Annotated in this window: 20 protein-coding genes; 6 read left to right on the forward strand and 14 right to left on the reverse strand. The window is 68.9% G+C overall.

The features are described 5' to 3' along the window. Nucleotides 1-2: 2 nt before the first annotated feature. Genes OHA18_RS21615 through deoC form a run of 3 tightly spaced genes read right to left on the reverse strand, consistent with a single transcriptional unit; the run spans nt 3 to nt 3263 of the window. A complete protein-coding gene (locus OHA18_RS21615; RefSeq protein WP_329005989.1) occupies nt 3-875 on the reverse strand; it encodes an aldehyde dehydrogenase family protein in 873 nt (290 codons plus the stop codon). Continuing rightward, nucleotides 865-2301 (reverse strand): aldehyde dehydrogenase family protein, encoded by a 1437-nt coding sequence (locus OHA18_RS21620; protein WP_329005990.1) that lies wholly within the window; start codon nt 2299-2301, stop codon nt 865-867. The genes OHA18_RS21615 and OHA18_RS21620 overlap by 11 nt, the downstream gene beginning before the upstream one ends. A 5-nt stretch (nt 2302-2306) precedes the next feature. Further along, nucleotides 2307-3263, reverse strand: coding sequence for a deoxyribose-phosphate aldolase (deoC, locus tag OHA18_RS21625; protein ID WP_329005991.1), 957 nt, complete (start codon nt 3261-3263; stop codon nt 2307-2309). A 46-nt stretch (nt 3264-3309) separates the two neighbouring features. On the opposite strand from deoC, the gene OHA18_RS21630 reads away from it, so the two are divergent. The 3 genes from OHA18_RS21630 (at nt 3310) to OHA18_RS21640 (ending at nt 5700) form a co-directional block, all read left to right on the forward strand. After that, complete coding sequence (locus OHA18_RS21630; RefSeq protein ID WP_329005992.1) at nt 3310-3870, forward strand: PH domain-containing protein; 561 nt, start codon at nt 3310-3312, stop codon at nt 3868-3870. A 246-nt stretch (nt 3871-4116) separates the two neighbouring features. Further along, nucleotides 4117-5070 carry a neutral zinc metallopeptidase gene (locus OHA18_RS21635; RefSeq protein WP_329005993.1) on the forward strand — a complete coding sequence of 318 codons (954 nt, stop codon included), beginning with the start codon at nt 4117-4119 and terminating at the stop codon, nt 5068-5070. A gap of 180 nt (nt 5071-5250) precedes the next feature. Next, nucleotides 5251-5700, forward strand: a complete 450-nt coding sequence (locus OHA18_RS21640; RefSeq protein ID WP_329005994.1) for a hypothetical protein — start codon at nt 5251-5253, stop codon at nt 5698-5700. Nucleotides 5701-5730: 30 nt separating this feature from the next. On the opposite strand, the gene OHA18_RS21645 is transcribed toward OHA18_RS21640, so the two are convergent. Both OHA18_RS21645 and OHA18_RS21650 read right to left on the reverse strand, forming a co-directional pair. Beyond that, nucleotides 5731-7368, reverse strand: coding sequence for a phospho-sugar mutase (locus OHA18_RS21645; RefSeq protein ID WP_329005995.1), 1638 nt, complete (start codon nt 7366-7368; stop codon nt 5731-5733). Between the two features lie 10 nt (nt 7369-7378). Beyond that, nucleotides 7379-7840, reverse strand: a complete 462-nt coding sequence (locus OHA18_RS21650; protein WP_329005996.1) for a gamma-glutamylcyclotransferase — start codon at nt 7838-7840, stop codon at nt 7379-7381. Between the two features lie 31 nt (nt 7841-7871). Between OHA18_RS21650 and OHA18_RS21655 the strand changes: the two genes are divergently transcribed. Genes OHA18_RS21655 through OHA18_RS21665 form a run of 3 tightly spaced genes read left to right on the forward strand, consistent with a single transcriptional unit; the run spans nt 7872 to nt 9972 of the window. After that, nucleotides 7872-9251 (forward strand): NAD(P)H-quinone dehydrogenase, encoded by a 1380-nt coding sequence (locus OHA18_RS21655; RefSeq protein ID WP_329005997.1) that lies wholly within the window; start codon nt 7872-7874, stop codon nt 9249-9251. Then, nucleotides 9248-9526 (forward strand): muconolactone Delta-isomerase family protein, encoded by a 279-nt coding sequence (locus tag OHA18_RS21660; RefSeq protein ID WP_329005998.1) that lies wholly within the window; start codon nt 9248-9250, stop codon nt 9524-9526. Before OHA18_RS21655 ends, OHA18_RS21660 begins: the two co-directional genes overlap by 4 nt. 44 nt (nt 9527-9570) lie before the next feature. Then, a complete protein-coding gene (locus tag OHA18_RS21665) occupies nt 9571-9972 on the forward strand; it encodes a helix-turn-helix domain-containing protein (protein WP_329005999.1) in 402 nt (133 codons plus the stop codon). Here OHA18_RS21665 and OHA18_RS21670 read toward each other — a convergent pair. The 9 genes from OHA18_RS21670 to OHA18_RS21705 are packed head-to-tail and all read right to left on the reverse strand — an operon-like array spanning nt 9924 to nt 16648. Beyond that, nucleotides 9924-10616: a DUF6390 family protein gene (locus OHA18_RS21670; protein WP_329006000.1), complete on the reverse strand. Its 693-nt coding sequence runs from the start codon at nt 10614-10616 to the stop codon at nt 9924-9926. The two genes, OHA18_RS21665 and OHA18_RS21670, sit on opposite strands and share 49 nt — an antisense overlap. Beyond that, nucleotides 10613-10831: a HypC/HybG/HupF family hydrogenase formation chaperone gene (locus OHA18_RS21675; protein ID WP_329006001.1), complete on the reverse strand. Its 219-nt coding sequence runs from the start codon at nt 10829-10831 to the stop codon at nt 10613-10615. Before OHA18_RS21675 ends, OHA18_RS21670 begins: the two co-directional genes overlap by 4 nt. Before the next feature lie 4 nt (nt 10832-10835). Continuing rightward, entirely contained in the window at nt 10836-10937 is a 102-nt protein-coding gene (locus tag OHA18_RS43355) for a DUF6893 family small protein (protein ID WP_442914402.1), read from the reverse strand. Further along, nucleotides 10937-11434 (reverse strand): hydrogenase maturation protease, encoded by a 498-nt coding sequence (locus OHA18_RS21680; protein ID WP_329006002.1) that lies wholly within the window; start codon nt 11432-11434, stop codon nt 10937-10939. The genes OHA18_RS43355 and OHA18_RS21680 overlap by 1 nt, the downstream gene beginning before the upstream one ends. After that, complete coding sequence (locus OHA18_RS21685) at nt 11431-12708, reverse strand: hypothetical protein (RefSeq protein WP_329006003.1); 1278 nt, start codon at nt 12706-12708, stop codon at nt 11431-11433. The genes OHA18_RS21680 and OHA18_RS21685 overlap by 4 nt, the downstream gene beginning before the upstream one ends. Continuing rightward, entirely contained in the window at nt 12705-13337 is a 633-nt protein-coding gene (locus OHA18_RS21690) for a DUF6084 family protein (protein ID WP_329006004.1), read from the reverse strand. Before OHA18_RS21690 ends, OHA18_RS21685 begins: the two co-directional genes overlap by 4 nt. Next, entirely contained in the window at nt 13330-13998 is a 669-nt protein-coding gene (locus OHA18_RS21695; RefSeq protein ID WP_329006005.1) for a DUF5947 family protein, read from the reverse strand. Before OHA18_RS21695 ends, OHA18_RS21690 begins: the two co-directional genes overlap by 8 nt. Further along, nucleotides 13995-14834 carry a NifU family protein gene (locus tag OHA18_RS21700; RefSeq protein WP_329006006.1) on the reverse strand — a complete coding sequence of 280 codons (840 nt, stop codon included), beginning with the start codon at nt 14832-14834 and terminating at the stop codon, nt 13995-13997. Before OHA18_RS21700 ends, OHA18_RS21695 begins: the two co-directional genes overlap by 4 nt. Nucleotides 14835-14848: 14 nt before the next feature. Then, nucleotides 14849-16648 (reverse strand): nickel-dependent hydrogenase large subunit, encoded by a 1800-nt coding sequence (locus OHA18_RS21705; protein WP_329006007.1) that lies wholly within the window; start codon nt 16646-16648, stop codon nt 14849-14851. Nucleotide 16649 lies beyond the last annotated feature (1 nt).

Raw genomic sequence — 16649 nt, forward strand, 5'->3', positions numbered from 1 at the left:
GATCAGACTCCGATCGGGTGCCAGACGGTCTTCAGTTCGAGGTACTGCGTGAGGCGCGACAGCCCCTGGTCCGCGGACCAGTCCTCCTCGGCGGGACGGCGGACCCGCTTGAGGTTGTCGGCCGCGGCGATCTCCAGGTCGCGGGCCTCGTCCTCCGACGGGATCCCGCACAGGTCGATCGCGTTGACGTCCATGTGCGAGGCCAGCCACGGGCCGACCTCGGACGCCGACCCGGTCAGGATGTTGACCACGCCACCCGGCACGTCGGAGGTCGCCATCACCTCGCCCAGCGTGATGGCCGGCAGCGGCCGCTCGAACGACGAGACGGCGACGACCGTGTTGCCGGAGACGATCGCGGGCGCGATCACACTGGTCAGGCCGAGCAGGCTGGAGTCCTGCGGCGCGAGCACCGCGACCACACCGGTTGCCTCGGGCAACGAGAAGTCGAAGTACGGACCGGCGACGGGGTTGCTGGAGCCGACCACCTGCGCGAGCTTGTCGGCCCACCCGGCGTACCAGACCCAACGGTCGATCGACGTGTCCACGACCGCGCGGGCCTTGCTGATCGACAGCCCCTCGGACTGCGAGACCTCCAGGCTGAACTGCTGGTGCCGGCCCTCCATCACCTCGGCGATCCGGTACAGCACCTGACCCCGGTTGTACGCCGTCCGCGCGTGCCAGCCGTTGAACGCCTTGCGGGCCGCGACGACGGCGTCCCGGGCGTCCTTGCGGGAGGCCTGCGACGCGTTCGCGAGAAACTTGCCCTTGGCACTGTTGACGACGTACGACCGTCCGGATTCGCTGCGTGGGAAGGCGCCGCCGACGTAGAGCTTGTAGGTCTTGCGCACTTCGAGCCGTTGCGTGTCAGTGGGCAAGGTAGGCCTCCAGACCGTGGCGACCGCCTTCGCGGCCGTAGCCCGACTCCTTGTACCCGCCGAACGGCGAGGTCGGGTCGAAGCGGTTGAACGTGTTCGCCCAGACCACGCCGGCGCGCAGCTGGTTCGCCATCCAGAGGATCCGGGAGCCCTTGTCGGTCCAGATCCCCGCGGACAGTCCGAACGGGGTGTTGTTGGCCTTCTCGACCGCCTCGGCCGGGGTACGGAAGGTCAGCACGGACAGGACCGGGCCGAAGATCTCCTCGCGGGCGATCCGGTGCGCCTGGGAGACGCCGGTGAAGACGGTCGGCGGGAACCAGAAGCCGTTCGCCGGCAGCTCGCACTCGGGCGACCAGCGCTCGGCGCCTTCGTCCTCGCCGATCTGCGACAGCTCGCGGATCTTCGCCAGCTGGGCCGCCGAGTTGATCGCGCCGATGTCGGTGTTCTTGTCCAGCGGGTCGCCGACGCGCAGCGTGGCCATCCGGCGCTTCAGTCGCGCCAGCACCTCGTCGTACACGCTCTCCTGGACCAGGAGCCGCGAACCCGCGCAGCAGACGTGGCCCTGGTTGAAGAAGATGCCGTTGACGATGCCCTCGATGGTCTGGTCGATCGGCGCGTCCTCGAAGACGATGTTCGCCGCCTTGCCGCCGAGCTCGAGTGTGACCGCCTTGTCCGTGCCGGCGACCGACTTGGCGATCGCGCGGCCGACGGCGGTCGACCCGGTGAAGGCGACCTTGTTCACGTCCGGGTGCTCGACCAGCGCCTGACCCGTCCGTCCGGCGCCGGTGACGATGTTCACCACGCCGGGCGGCAGATCCGCCTGCTGGCAGATCTCCGCGAACGCGAGCGCGGTCAGCGGCGTCGTCTCGGCCGGCTTCAGCACGACGGTGTTGCCTGCCGCCAGCGCCGGCGCGATCTTCCACGCCAGCATCAGCATCGGGAAGTTCCACGGGATCACCTGGCCCGCGACACCCCACGGCTGCGGGTCGTCGCCGACACCGGCGTACTCGAGCTTGTCGGCCCAGCCCGCGTAGTAGAAGAAGTGCGCCGCCACCAACGGGATGTCGACGTCGCGGGACTCGCGGATCGGCTTGCCGTTGTCGAGCGACTCCAGCACCGCCAGCTCACGCGCGCGCTCCTGGATCAGCCGCGCGATCCGGAACAGGTACTTCGCCCGGTCGCGGCCTGCCATCGGGCCCCAGACCTTGTCGAACGCCTTGCGGGCGGCCCGAACGGCCTTGTCCACGTCGGCCGGTCCGGCCTCGCTGACCTCGGCGAGCACCTCCTCCGACGCCGGCGAGACGGTCTTGAACGGCTTGCCGTCTCCTGCGTCGGTGAACTGCCCGTTGATGAAGAGCCCGTACGACGATTTGATGTCGACGATCGCCCGCGACTCGGGGGCCGGTGCGTACTCGAATCTGCTCATGCCTGTCAGTCCAAGGTGAAGTAGTCGGGGCCTGGGTAGTACCCGGTGGCCAGCTTGGTGCGTTGCATCAGCAGGTCGTTCAGCAGGCTGGAGGCCCCGAACCGGAACAGCTCCGGGTCCAGCCAGTCCGGTCCGGCGGTCTCGTTGACCGTGACCAGGTACTTGATCGCGTCCTTCGCGGTCCGGATCCCGCCGGCCGGCTTGACGCCGATGTGGAGACCGGTGGCCTCGTGGTAGTCACGGACCGCCTCGAGCATCACCAGCGTGACCGGCAGCGTCGCGGCCGGGGACACCTTGCCGGTGGAGGTCTTGATGAAGTCCGCGCCGGCCAGCATCGCCAGCCAGGACGCACGACGTACGTTGTCGTAGGTGACCAGCTCGCCGGTCTCCAGGATCACCTTCAGGTGCGCGTCTCCGGCGGCCTCGCGGATCGCTGCGATCTCGTCGAAAACCAGGCCGTAGCGCCCGGACAGGAAGGCGCCGCGGTCGATCACCATGTCGACCTCGTCGGCGCCGGACGCGACCGCGTCCTTGGTGTCCTGGATCTTGATCGCGAGGCTGGAACGCCCGCTGGGGAAGGCGGTCGCGACACTCGCGACGTTGATGCCGGAGCCCTTCAGCTCGTGCTTGGCGGTGGCGACGAGGTCCGGGTACACACAGACGGCGGCGACCTGGGGAGCGGTCGGGTCGGCCGGGTCGGGCCGTTTCGCCTTCGCGCACAGGGCCCGCACCTTGCCGGGGGTGTCCTGGCCCTCCAGCGTGGTCAGGTCGATCATCGAGATCGCCAGGTCGAGTGCGTAGGACTTGGCGGTGGTCTTGATCGACCGGGTGCTCAGGGTGGCGGCCCGGGCCTCGGCGCCGACCTGGTCGACGCCCGGCAGCCCGAGCAGGAACCGGCGGAGCCGGTCCTCGGACGAGGTCACGTCGGCCAAGCTGTCGACGCCGCTGTCGAGTGTGGTCACCTGTGGCAGTCTAGTGCTGTTCGGGACAGCCAGTTACTTTGTCCGGGTGAAGTCGAAGTCGCCCGAGAGCGAGCAGTACCTGTCCGCGTCGAACCGGATCACCGGGGCCATCGTGCTGGTGATCGGGGTTCTCGGCCTGGTCGACGTGGTCCTGGAGTGGCGGACCGCCACCGGGCTGCTGGTCGGCAGTGTCATCGCGATCTTCATGGTGCTGGCGTACGCCGGCCTGATGCGGCCGTCGGTGACGCTCAGCCCCGAGCATCTACTGCTGCGTAACCACCTGCGCGACCACCTGATCCCGTGGTCCAAGGTGACCGGCGTCGACGTGACCGACATCCTCCGGGTGCACACCGAGGCGACCCGGTTCCGGGCCCCCGGCGTCCAGTTGATCATGCGCGACCTCCGCAAGCAGCGCGTCGGCGGCCGCAAACTGGCGGCCGACAACTCGCTCTCCAAGGCAGACTTCGTCGTCAACCGGATCGAGACCCTCCAGGGCCAGTACTCCGAACAATCCCAAGGCGACGTCGTAACCACCTGGGCCAAACCCGAGCTGATCACCATCGGTGTCTTAGTTGTGGTCGCCATCGTGGCCGCCCTGTCCCGCTGAGCCTGCCCACTCGCCAGGAGTTCCTTTCCCTGCTGGCCGATCGCGGGCAGCAGGCCGGGGCGCAGGGTGCTGGTTACTGGCGGCGTATGCTCCCTGACCAGTTGCGATTCCTGGGCGGAAAAGTGGGGCTGTGAGGGGAACTGTGGCGTGAATCGCCGCGTCAGAGCCCGTGTTCGTCCTCGGGTGAACCCCTGTGCACCTCAGGATAAGTCCGACAGGTCCCTAGACACATCGAGAGTGGAGCTCATGGTCAACCTCTCCCGTATCACCCTGCGTGGCGTGGCCGCGGTCGGTGCCCTGGCCGGCTTCGCCGCCCTGGCACTGCCGAACGCCCAGGCTGCGCAGACCTCCAGCACGGCGAAGACTGCCACCGCGCAGGCCGCGGAGACGCCGAAGCCGATTCAGATCGGCACCGGCCTGGTCGCCGGCCCGCCGCCCGCTGGAGACGCTCTCACCACGAAGTCGTCGCTGACGAACGTCGTGCGTTACAACAAGCTGTACAAGACGGGCGCGATCCCGACGTCGAAGTGCCACGAGCTCAACGTCTCGCTGCGCACGTTCGCGGGCGTCGTCGCGTACGAGAACAACCTGTACAAGTGCCTCTACGGCTCGTGGGCCCTGCCGCTGAAGCAGGCCGGCGCGGCGTACAAGGTGGCGCCGAAGCTGGTCGTCCACAACTCGAGCGCGGTCAACTCGAAGTGTGGCGTGGTCACCGGTGGTACCGCGTTCTTCTGCGGTGTCGACCACGGGTACATCTACATCCCGGCGTACGTGATCATCAACTACTGGAAGCAGAGCCCGACGATGGCGCGGGCGTACGCGACCTTCACGCTGTCGCACGAGTACGGTCACCACGTCCAGTGGCTCACCGGCATCCTGAACGCGTCCTGGGCGCGTCAGAACGCCTTCAGCACCTACGCCGCGCAGCTCGAGGAGAGCCGTCGTCGTGAGCTGCAGGCGTCCTGCCTGGGCGGTGCCGTGGACGGCGCGAACAAGCGCAACTACCCGTTCAGCGGTGGCTTCATGACCCAGTACAACTGGGTGATCAGCAACAGCGGCGACCAGCCGGGCGGCGTGCGGGACCACGGTGCGATCAAGAACCACGCGTTCTGGGTGACCGCCGGCTTCAACGCGCGCCACAGCTACACCGTCGCGGGCAACTGCAACACCTTCAACGCGAGCTCCGCGTACGTCGCCTGACCTCAGGCGCGGACTGAAGTCTCGTAACACGTAACTCAGCCGCCCGGTACGCGTTGGCGTACCGGGCGGCTGTTGCGTTTTGGCGACACCCGCACGATCTGCGATCGTGTGGTTACTTGTTTCGGGTGCGGACGCCCTAGAGTTTCTGAGTCGAGCCTCGAACGGCAGGAGTCAAGGACAGTGAACTACGACGAGTTCAACACCGAGTACGCCAAGGTGCTGGACAAGATCAAGAGCGGTCGTTCCACCTGGTCGGAGCTGTCCGGTCACGTCACCCGGCTGCGGCAGGCGACGACCGGCATCACCGCATCGGTGGAGCGCACCCAGGTCGACCACGACCTGGCGGCGCTGAGCCAGATGGTGGACATGTCACGGCGGACCAACGACAAGGAAGACGTCTGGACGGTCACGTCCGACGCGATCCGCAAGGCCAGCAGCCAGGAGGGTTCGGTCGCCGACCGGATCGCCCGGATCGAGGCCAGCATCAACGAGATCACCGCCCTCGCCAACCGCAACCCGGACGAGCGGGACGCGCTGATGCAGTCCACCAGCACGCTCCGCATCCTGCACTCGTCGCTGCAGAGCTCTCTGCACGCCGAGCAGGCCGAAGCCGCGGCAGCAGCCCGCTGAGCCAGGGAGCCACCCGCCAGGTGCTCCCGGCTACAGACCCAACGCGGTCGACAAGGTTTGCTTGATGCCGGACAGGTTCTCGCCTGCCCGGCGCCGAGCATCGGCGGCATCCGTGCTGACCGGCACGACCACTTCCAGGTAGCACTTCAGCTTCGGCTCCGTGCCGGACGGCCGCACCACCACCCGGGCCCCGTCGGAGAGCGTGTAGCGCAGGCCGTCCGTCGGGGGCAGCGATTCGGATCCCTGGCTGAGGTCGTCGATCCGCTCGACGGTGTAATCGCCCAGGGTCGCGGGCGGTGTGGCGCGAAGCCGCTCCATTGCCTGAGCGATCAGCGACAGGTCGTCGACCCGTACGGACAGCTGGTCGGTCGCGTGCAGGCCGTGCTTGACCGCGAGATCGTCCAGCAGGTCGAGCAGCGTGCGTCCCGCGGCCTTCGCCTGCGCGGCCAGCTGCAGCACCCGGACCAGCGTCGACACGCCGTCCTTGTCCTTCACGGCCTCCGGATCCACGCAGTACCCGAGCGCCTCCTCGTAGCCGAACACCAGCTCCGGCACCCGCCCGATCCACTTGAACCCGGTCAGCGTCTCGACGTACCGGACGCCGTACGATGCGGCGATCTTGCCGAGCAGCGACGACGACACGATCGAGCAGGCGGCGACCCCGTTCGGCCCGGGCGCGAGCAGGAACTCGCCGAGCAGCGCCCCGAGCTCGTCGCCGCGGAGCATCCGCCAGCCGCCGTCAGCCGCGGTGTCCGGGACGGCGACCGCGCAACGATCCGCGTCCGGGTCGTTCGCCACCGCGATGTCGGCGCCCATCGACCGCGCCAGCTCCAGCGCCGCGTCGATCGCGCCCGGCTCCTCCGGGTTCGGGAACGAGACGGTCGGGAAGTCGGGGTCCGGGTCGGCCTGGGACGCCACCACCTGTGGTATGGCGAACCCGGCCCGCGCGACCGCGGCCTCGACCAGGGCCCGTCCGACGCCGTGCAGCGGCGTGTAGGCGACCTTCAGCTCCCGCGGCGCATCCGCGGGCACCAGACGCGCGATGCGGTCCAGGTAGGCGTTCAGCAGGTCGTCGCCGGTGGTCTGCCAGTCGTCACCGCGGGGCACCTCGGCCAACGGGCCGACGGCGGCGATGGCGGCCGCGATCTCGGCGTCGGCGGGCGGCACGATCTGCGAGCCGTCGCCCAGGTAGACCTTGTACCCGTTGTCCTGCGGCGGGTTGTGCGACGCGGTCACGACCACGCCCGCGACCGCGTGCAGATGCCTGATCCCGAAGGCGACGACCGGTGTCGGGGTCGGCCGGTCCAGCAGTACGGCGTCCAGGCCGGCGCCGCGGATCACGGCCGCGGTGTCCTGGGCGAAGATGTCCGACTTGTGCCGCGCGTCGTACCCGATCAGGACCGGGCCGCTGGTCAGGCCCTTCGACTTCAGGTACGCCGCGAGTCCGGCGGCGGCCCGGATCACGACGACGCGGTTCATCCGGTTCGATCCGGCGCCGACGGCGCCGCGCAGACCCGCCGTACCGAACTCGAGGGTGCCGGCGAACCGGTCGGCCAGCTCTGTGGTGTCCCCGGAGTCGAGCAGCGCCTGCAGCTCGGCGCGTGTGTCGGGGTCGGGGTCCTCGCTCAGCCAGGCTTCGGCGGCGGCCTTCAGATCAACGGTCACCACCGCACGATAGCTAATGCCCAGATGACTGGCAGGGGCGCGCGCGGAGGTCGGCGACGTAGTCGTCGGGGGCGCCGGCGGCCTCGGCCGCCTCGGCGAGGATGCCCAGGTAGCGGGCCGAGGGCAGGCCGCCCTCGTAGGCGTTCAGCACGTACATCCAGGCCAGCTGCTCGCCGTCCAGGGTCTGCACCCGGACCTGGATCTTGCTGTAGACGTCCTGGGCGATCCACTCCCACTCGTCCAGCCGCTCGACATCCTTCGGGTGGACGTCGTACAGCGCCACGAAGACCTGGTTGGCCGGGTCGGACGGGTCCTCGACGACGGTGGCCATGGCGCCCTCCCAGCCGAGCTCCTCGCCGCCGAAGGTGAGGCGCCAGCCGATGATCCAGCCGGTCCCGCGCAGGGGGGAGTACGGGCACCGGTCGGCCATCAGGTTCGGGTCCAGATTCGACGCAAACGCGGCGTACAGGGTCACGACGACACAGGATACGGAACAATGGCCTCTCGTGGCGCGAGTTGTGATCATCGGAGGCGGTCCAGGCGGGTACGAAGCGGCGAGTGCGGCCGCTCAACTGGGCGGGGAGGTGACGGTCGTCGATTCCGACGGGATCGGCGGTTCCGCGGTGCTCACCGACTGTGTGCCGAGCAAGACCCTGATCGCCACCGCCGAGGTGATGACCGAGGTGGAGGAGGCCGGTGAGCTCGGCGTCCGGCTGGACGACGGCGACGACGATCCGGCGAATTCCGTGCGTGTCGATCTCTCCGTCGTCAACAAACGCGTCAAGGCGCTGGCCACCGCCCAGTCCGAGGGCATCGAGCGCCGGCTGGACTCCGACAAGGTCCGGATCATCAAGGGCCGCGGCCGGCTGGACGGGCCGGAGGCCGTGGTCGTCGGCGACGAGCGGCTGGACGCCGACGTCGTGCTGATCGCCACCGGGGCAAGGCCTCGCATCCTCAAGGGCTCCGAGCCGGACGGCGAGCGGATCCTCACCTGGGAGCAGGTCTACGAGCTCGATGAGCTGCCGGAGCGGCTGATCGTGGTCGGCTCCGGTGTCACCGGCGCGGAGTTCGCCAGCGCGTACGACGCGCTCGGCAGCGACGTCGTCCTGGTGTCGTCCCGGGACCGGGTGCTGCCGGGGGAGGATGCTGACGCGGCAGCGGTCCTGGAGGACGTGTTCAAGCGGCGCGGCCTGACGGTCCTGAGCAAGTCCCGGGCCGAGTCGGTGAAGCGGCAGGGCGACGGGGTCGTGGTGACGCTCACCGACGGCCGGAAGGTCGAGGGCTCGCACGCGCTGCTCGCGGTCGGATCGCTGCCGAACACCGACGACATGAACCTGGTCGAGTCGGGCGTGTCGCTCACCGACGGCGGGTTCGTGCAGGTCGACCGGGTGTCGCGGACCACGGCCCGGGGCGTCTACGCGGCCGGCGACTGCACCGGCGTACTCATGCTCGCCTCGGTGGCCGCCATGCAGGGCCGGATCGCGATGGCCCACGCGCTGGGCGACGCCGTCACCCCGCTGGACCAGTCGACGGTCTCCGCGAACGTCTTCACCGCACCCGAGATCGCCACCGTCGGCCTGTCCCAGGCCGTCGTCGACGCCGGCGGCAGTACGGCGCAGGTCGTCAAGGTCGCACTGGCCGACAATGCCCGCGCCAAGATGCAGGGCGTCCGGGACGGCTTCGTCAAACTCTTCTGCCTCCCCAACACCGGCATCATCGTCGGCGGGGTGGTCGTCGCCCCCCGGGCCAGCGAACTCATCCACCCCATCTCCCTGGCCGTAGGCGCCCGCCTCACCGTCGACCAGGTCGCCCAGGCCTTCACCGTCTACCCCTCCGTCTCCGGCTCGATCGCCGAAGCCGCCCGGCGTCTGCACCTCCGCTCATGAAGTTCCTCGTGCTGTGGCAGATGGAGCTGAGCCTGTTGTCGCCCGAGATGGCGCGGGCAGTCGGCGGTATGCCGGAGTACGGGGAGCGGCTGGAGCGGGAGGGGAAGGTACTGGCGAGGTACCACATCGTCGGATCGCACGGTGGGGCGTGGATCTACGAGGTGGACACGCACGAGGAGTTCGAACGCTTGCTGGGACGGGCGCCGGTGTTCAACTTCGCTCGGTACACGGTGCATGCACTCGCCGAGATGGAATCCCCGCGCCCGGGCAATTGACGCGCTCACGGACGGCAGGGGATCGTGGCTGCAGGGGGTAACTCATGTTCGAGGATCGCAGCGACCTCGCCGTCGACCGGCATCTGGTCGTCAGCGGTCGGTTGCGCACGCGGCGACTGCAGCTCGGGCTGACGCAGAAGCAACTGGTCAGCCGGCTGGCGCGGCGGGGGATCAGGACCACCAACAAGACCCTGTCGAGTTTCGAGCACGGCGCCGGCGTCGACGTCGTCCGCCTGCCGGAGCTGGCCGGCGCGCTCGACTGCACCGTCACCTACCTGCTCGGCCTGACCGAGGACCCGGCCCGCTGGGAGCCCGACCGCTCCGGTGCGCCGGACAACGGCCCGGTCTCGCGGCCGGCGGTGCTGAACTCACCAGGTCTGGTGAGCCAGCCGGACGTTCACTGGATCCTCGGCCCGGACATCCCGGCCCGGCCGCCCAGACGCTGATTGACCAGCCCCAGGTGGTACGCCGAATAGTGGCGTAAGGCAACCAGTTGGCCGGGTGTCAGCCGGTCGCAGATCCAGTCCCAGTGCAGCGACACCCAGTCGCCCGGGTGCAGCGGGCCGATCAGGCTGACGCCGTCGAGCCCCCGCTTCGCCGTCTCCCGGCCGGGCACGCCGAGCGTGAGTCGCTTGCCGTCCCACACCAGCGGCCGCGATTCCACCACGACCTGGCCGTCGGTGACCGTGATCACCCGGCCCCACCGGATCCGGCATTGGTCGAGCACCTGGAGCGCGTGCTCGGTACGGCGTTCGTCGAGCAGCAGGTTGGCCCACGGATACAGACAGAACACCTGGAAGCTGTGATGAGGCAGTCCGCCCTCGGCATCGCCGGCCCGGTCCAGCAAGCGATTGCCGATCCAGTAGGCCTCGACCACCTCGCCGTCGAGCGGATCCGCCGTACCGGTGGCCGCCGCGATCGTTCGCAGCTGTGGCCAGGCGCCCTCGAACTGCTTGGCCAGCGCGCGGAAACCGGTGTCGGTGCGGCCCGGAGCGCCGTACTCGAGCAGGGCGCTGCTGTCGGCGGGCCCGCAGTACCCGAGCAGGTTGGGGGCGTACGCGTACCGAAGGAACAGCGCCGAGCCGTTCACAGGTCGGCTCCGAAGAACGCGAGCGCGTCCGCGGCCCGTTGCTGCGACATCCGCTCGAGCGCGAAGCCACTGTGGATCAGCACGTACTCACCGGGCGCAACGGGGTCGTCGAGCAGGGACATGTTGATGTCGCGGACGACGCCGGCCACCTCGACCCGGCCGAGGTCCGCGCCGTCCCGGCAGTCGACCACCCGGCCCGGGATGCCCAGGCACATCGGGCTACATGTCCCTCAGCCGGAGGTAGCGACGGACGTCCTCGAGCCCGTAGTAGCCCAGCACGACCATGGCGAGCAGTACGACGGCCAGCAGCATCCAGCGCATCAGCTCTCCCCCTCTGTCACGCCGACGGGCGGACCGGCAACCTGTCCGGTGACCAGGTCGATCACCATCTGTACGGCGGTGCCGACCGCGTCCTCGACGGCCGGTGAGAGCCCGATCCCGGGATCGATACCGGCCGGTTCGCACCCGACCACCACCACAGGTCCTACGGTGCCACCAAGCCGCGGAACAAGCGAGAGCACAGCGTCGGGTCCGAGGTCATGGGCATCCATCGCCACGTCCTCGCCGGGCTCGTCGCCGGGCTCTGCCTCGATCATGTAGACCGTGCCGGGCGGACCGCCGCGCTGGACCGCGTCGACCAGGACGACGAGGTCGTACGGCTCCAGCAGCTGATAGGCCAGGTGGATGCCGCGGATCCCGAAGTCCCGGACCTCGACATCGGCCGGCAGGGACCGCCGGGAGAGCTGGTCGACGACCGCGACGCCGAAACCGTCGTCGGAGCTGAAGATGTTGCCCAGTCCGGCCACCAGAACGGTCATGTCACCGGCTCCAGTTCGTCCGGGCTGAAGTACAGGTAGCGGCCGTGGGACCGCTGGACCTCGCCCTCCTCGCCGTCCAGGGCGACCGCGACATGCGTTTCGCCGTCGACGTCGGACAGGACGGCGACCACCGTGCCGAACCGTCCGGTCAGGAACATGTCCTGCGCGTCCGCCCGCCGGATCCCGGGCCGCAGCTTGACGCGCGTACCGTTGCCCACGGCAACATCACCGACCTGGACCGTGTCCGTTTCCGGCGAGACCGTGCTGTCGCTGCCCGGATCCCACCACGGCTGGTCGGCCGGCTCCGGTTCGGTCACCTTGCGCAGGTAGCGGATGGTTCCGTGCAACCGGTCGAGGAACTCCGGCGGCATGGTTTCGATCCGGTCCAGCAGTTCGGCCGCCCGCGGGTCGGTGCCGCGGACCTCGCGCTTCTCCTCGTCGGTCAGCGTCATCGTACGCAGGCTGAGGATCTCGTCGATCTCGGTGGCGTCGAACAGGTCGCCCTGGCTCTCCGGCGCGATCGTCGGGTGGTCGTACAGGATGATCGGCGAGGACAGCAGCAGGTCGCCGGCCAGCACCGGGTAGAGGCCGACGTTCTCACACCCGCCCGCGAATCCCCTGGCCCACTCGGGCGGATCCAGCTGGGAGATGAATCGGCAGCCGTCGGCGGCGACCATGACGTGGTGGGCGATCAGCGCCTGCCGGAGTGCTCCGACGCGCTCCGAGCTGCCGTCCGGGGTGCTGTTGGTGACCCGGACCCGCATCCGCGTCACGCCGTACGGGCCTGGCAGCGGTTCGAGGCTCAGGGCCACGGTGCCGGTGATCGGCAGCCTGTTCCGGCGGAGGAATCCGGCTGTGCCGATGGCCTCGACGTCGGTGCCGCCGGGCAGCTTGAACGGTATCTCCCGGGGAAACCTGTACAGGTTCGTGGCGACGTCGACGGTGCGCACCACAGCCTCGTCCCACGGCCGGTACGTCGCATCCTCGGTCTCCAGCGACGTGACCAGGGCCCGATCGGCGTCGAGCACCTCCCGGCACTGCGCCTGCAGGAAGCGCAACCGCACATGGATCAGGGCCTTGTCGCCGTCCAGCAGGCACTCGGTCTGCGACCAGGACCGCTCGGACGGATCCAGCAGCGAGTAGTCCGGCGGCATCAGCACGCCGAACTGCCAGCGGACCCGGTTCTTTCCGTCCGATGCGCGGTACGGGTAGAGCACATAACCCTCGAACAACAGCGCGTCCGCGATCTCCTGGACGGCGTCGTACCTGTTCATTCCAGCCGTTCCTTCAGGAGTCGCTCGATCGCGTCGTCCCAGCCGGGCAACGCTTCCTGGGTGCGGTACCGGTACAGCCGGTCGAAGGTGTCCTGCCGCAGCCTCAGCCACGCGGCGCCCGGGAAATGCTGGTCCATCGCCGCCCGCCAGACCGCCACCGGCAGCGAGTACGTCGTCTCCTTCTGCCAGGCGACCGGTGTCACCGAGAGGGTGCCGGGGCTGCCGGTGAAGATGGTCCCGTTGAACAGCAGCAGCAGCGGTACGCCGTCCTCGCGGACCGCGTACAGGTACTTGTTGGCGGCGACGTCGAAGTCGTAGCTGCACGGCAGGTGCAGCTCGACCTCGGTCGTGCCGGTGAAGCCGGGCACCATCTGGGTGACGAACGCGAGCTGGATCGGCTTCAGCGTCTCGCCCCAGCGGGACCGGTCGCCGAACAGGTCGGCCAGTCCTTCGGCCTCCTCGTCGTTGTACCGGCGCCGGATCGGCTCGATCCGGATCTGGCAGCGCAACGCCAGCGCGTGCACCGGCGTACCGGTCGTTTCCTCGATCCGCAGGCGCATCCGGATCGACGGGGTCGCCGCGTACCGGTCGGCCTCGGAGTCGGTGCAGGTGAAGTCGAGGTCAACCACGGCCGCGCTCCTGGATACCGGCGAAGAACGCGTCGATCCGCTGCCAGACGTCCTCGCCGCCGGCGAAGCCTTCCCAGTACTGGCGGACGATCCCGACCAGCTCGTAGCACGCGTCGATCGGGACCAGGTGGCACTCGAACCCGTCGTCCAGCCGCCGCAGCAGCACCGCCTCGACGTCCGGGACCAGCTCCTGCAAGCGGGGATCGCCGGCCACGACCTCGTCCCAGCCGGCCAGATCGAGCAGCGACTCGGTGGCACCGCCCGGGCTCGGGTAGAAGGCGACGTACCGGCCCTGATCGGACTGGTAGAAGAGGAAGGCGAGGTTGACCGGGATCCCCATCGCTTCCCACTGCGCCGACGACAGGGTGAAGTCCACGTTGGACCGATAGCTCTCGGGGACGACTCGATAGTGCCCGTGCGAGGCGCCGCCGTCGGTGAACAACAGGTAGCAGGCCCGGCAGGCGCACAGCAGCCGGTGATCCTGAATGTCGGCCAGGTGCGAGTGCTGGGGACCGATCGGTACGGCGCACATCTCGCACTGCTCACCCGGCGCCAACTGCTCGCGGACCCCACCGGTGAACTCGCGAAGGACCGCAACCGGATCGACGGCCGGAAGGGGTTTGGATCGCGCCAGCGAACGCAACGTCGACCGCGGCCTCACGCCGGCTGCACCCCCGGGATGGCTACCTTCCAGCCGGAACCCTCCGGCAGCAGTGGGAGTGCTTCGAGCGGCGGAGCCCCTTCAGGTGTGAGTGCCCGCCCGGCCAGACGTACGTCGTACTCCGCCGTGCAGCGCGGACAGGTCAGCCGGTCCTTGTCGAGCCGGCCGTGATGCAGACCCGAGGAGCACATCGGGCAGGTGTTGCGGTAGGCGAAGTACGTGCCGGCCAGGTTGGCCACGAGCACGTCGAGGCCGGCGACGGAAAGATGCTGGATCTGGTCCGGGGGTGGGACCAGATCCAGCTGATGCCAGCTGTCCCGGTGGGGGCGGAACGGCTGGATCGTCAACAGGTTCTCCTTCTCCTTCACCATCCCGGCGACGTCGACCGCGATGGCCTCCGGCGCGGCGTCGAGGACGGCGTTCTCGACCGTGAGCCGGACCGTGGCGGTCGAGCCGGGGCAGCCGTCGCAGCTGCCCTGCAGGCTCAGGTGAACGACGCCGTCGTCGTCGATGCCGAGGTAGTCGATGCCGCCGGCATGGGAGCCGAGGTACGGCCGGACCGAGTCCAGCGCGCCCTGGATCCGGGTCGCGACGTCGTCGGGGTGGAGATCGTGGAGCAGGAGCAGGCCGGCGACCAGATCGTCCCCGACCAACTGCCGGACCTGCGGCTCGTCGAGCAGGTTCAGCAGTTGTTCGAGGCCGGCGCCATGCAGTGTGAGCACCGCGCGGACCAGCTCTTCCACCTTGCGCGCCAGCGCCGGATCGGCGCCGCGCTGGACCTCGTCCAGCAGTACGTCGATCCGTTCGCTCAGCGCCTGGACGTCGTGCCGATCCATGCCATCCCCCGGGCTCAGTAAGGCTTCACGGCGATGGACGGGGAGTGCAGGTGTGTCTTCTCCCGCCCGTTGCCGACGTACATGTGCACGCCGCACGGCAGGCACGGGTCGAAGCTGCGGACCGCCCGCATGATGTCGATGCCCTTGAACCGGTCGGGTGGGTTCTCCTCGAAGATCGGCGTGTTCTGGACCGCGTCCTCGTAGGGCCCTGGTGTTCCGTAGCTGTCCCGGACGCTGCCGTTCCACGGCGTCGGCGGGTACGGGTGGTAGTTCGCGATCTTGCCGTCCCGGATCACCATGTGGTGCGAGAGCACGCCCCGGACCGCCTCGGTGAACCCGCACGAGATCGCCTCGTCCGGCACCTTGAACGGCGTCCAGGTCTCGGTCCGGCCGGCCCTGACCTCGGCCATCGCCTTCTCGCAGAAATGCAGCGCGAGCGCGGCCGCGTAGGCCTGGAAGTAGGTCCGGGCCCGGTTCCGCTCGAGTGCGTTGCTCCACTGCGGGATCTTCCACTCGTACTCCGTGGCCGGTTTGAGCGCCGTCCGCGGGAGCTGGATCTTCACACTGTGCCCGGTGGCCTGGATGTAGTCGGTGTTGACGAGTCCGGACAGCGCCGTCGACCACAGCCGCGCGATCGGGCCGCCGCCGGTGTCGAGGGCCAGGTGGTCGGTGCCGTCGAACCAGCGCGGCGACATCGTCCAGCTGTACGCGTTGGAGAAGTCGCGCTTCTGCGGTTTCGGCAACGTGTGCTGGTTCCACGGGTGCCGGACGTCGATCGGGTTGCCGAGCGGGTCGATGTCGACGAACTTCTCGTGCGAGCCGTCCGCCCAGTCGTCGTAGTACGAACTGCCGAGCAGGATCCGCAGGCCGAGGTTGATGTCGACCAGGCTGTTGGTGACCAGCTTGCCGTCGACCACGATGCCCGGGGTGACGAACATCTTCCGGCCCCAGGACTCCATGTTGCGGTAGGTGAAGTCGCAGTGCGCCGGGTCCTGCAGACTGCCCCAGCAACCGAGCAGGACGCGCCGCTCGCCGACGTGCTCGTAGCCGGGCAGTGCCTCGTAGAAGAAGTCGAACAGGTCGTCGTGCAACGGCACGACCTTCTTCATGAACTCGATGTAGCGCATCAATCGGGTCAGGTAGTCGGTGAAGAGCTGGATCGTCGCGACCGTGCCGACACCGCCGGGGTAGAGCGTCGACGGGTGGACGTGCCGGCCCTCCATCAGGCAGAACATCTCGCGGGTGTACCGGCTGACGTGCAACGCCTCCCGGTAGAACTCGCCCTCGAGCGGGTTCAGCGAGCGCATGATGTCGCCGATGGTCCGGTAGCCGTGGTCGCCGGCGTGCGGCGCCTCGGTCCGGTTCGCGAGCTCGAGGACGCTCGGGTTGGTCTCCTTGACCATCCGCTCGCAGTAGTCGACGCCGACCAGGTTCTCCTGGAAGATGTTGTGGTCGAACATGTACTCCGCGGCCTCGCCGAGGTTCACGATCCACTCGCCGAGGTGCGGCGGCACGACGCCGTACGCCATGTTCTGCGCGTAGACCGAGCAGGTGGCGTGGTTGTCGCCGCAGATCCCGCAGATCCGGCTGGTGATGAAGTGCGCGTCGCGCGGATCCTTGCCCTTCATGAAGATGCTGTAGCCGCGGAAGATCGACGAGGTGCTGTGGCACTCCTCGACGGTCTTCGACTTGAAGTTCACGTTGGCGTAGATGCCCAGGCTGCCGACGATCCGGGTGATCGGGTCCCACGCCATCTCGACGACATCAGAACTCTTCGAGCTCGTCGCGGAGGGTTTGGCATCGGTGGTGGTCATG

This window comes from Kribbella sp. NBC_00709, from assembly GCF_036226565.1.
Lineage (GTDB): Bacteria > Actinomycetota > Actinomycetes > Propionibacteriales > Kribbellaceae > Kribbella.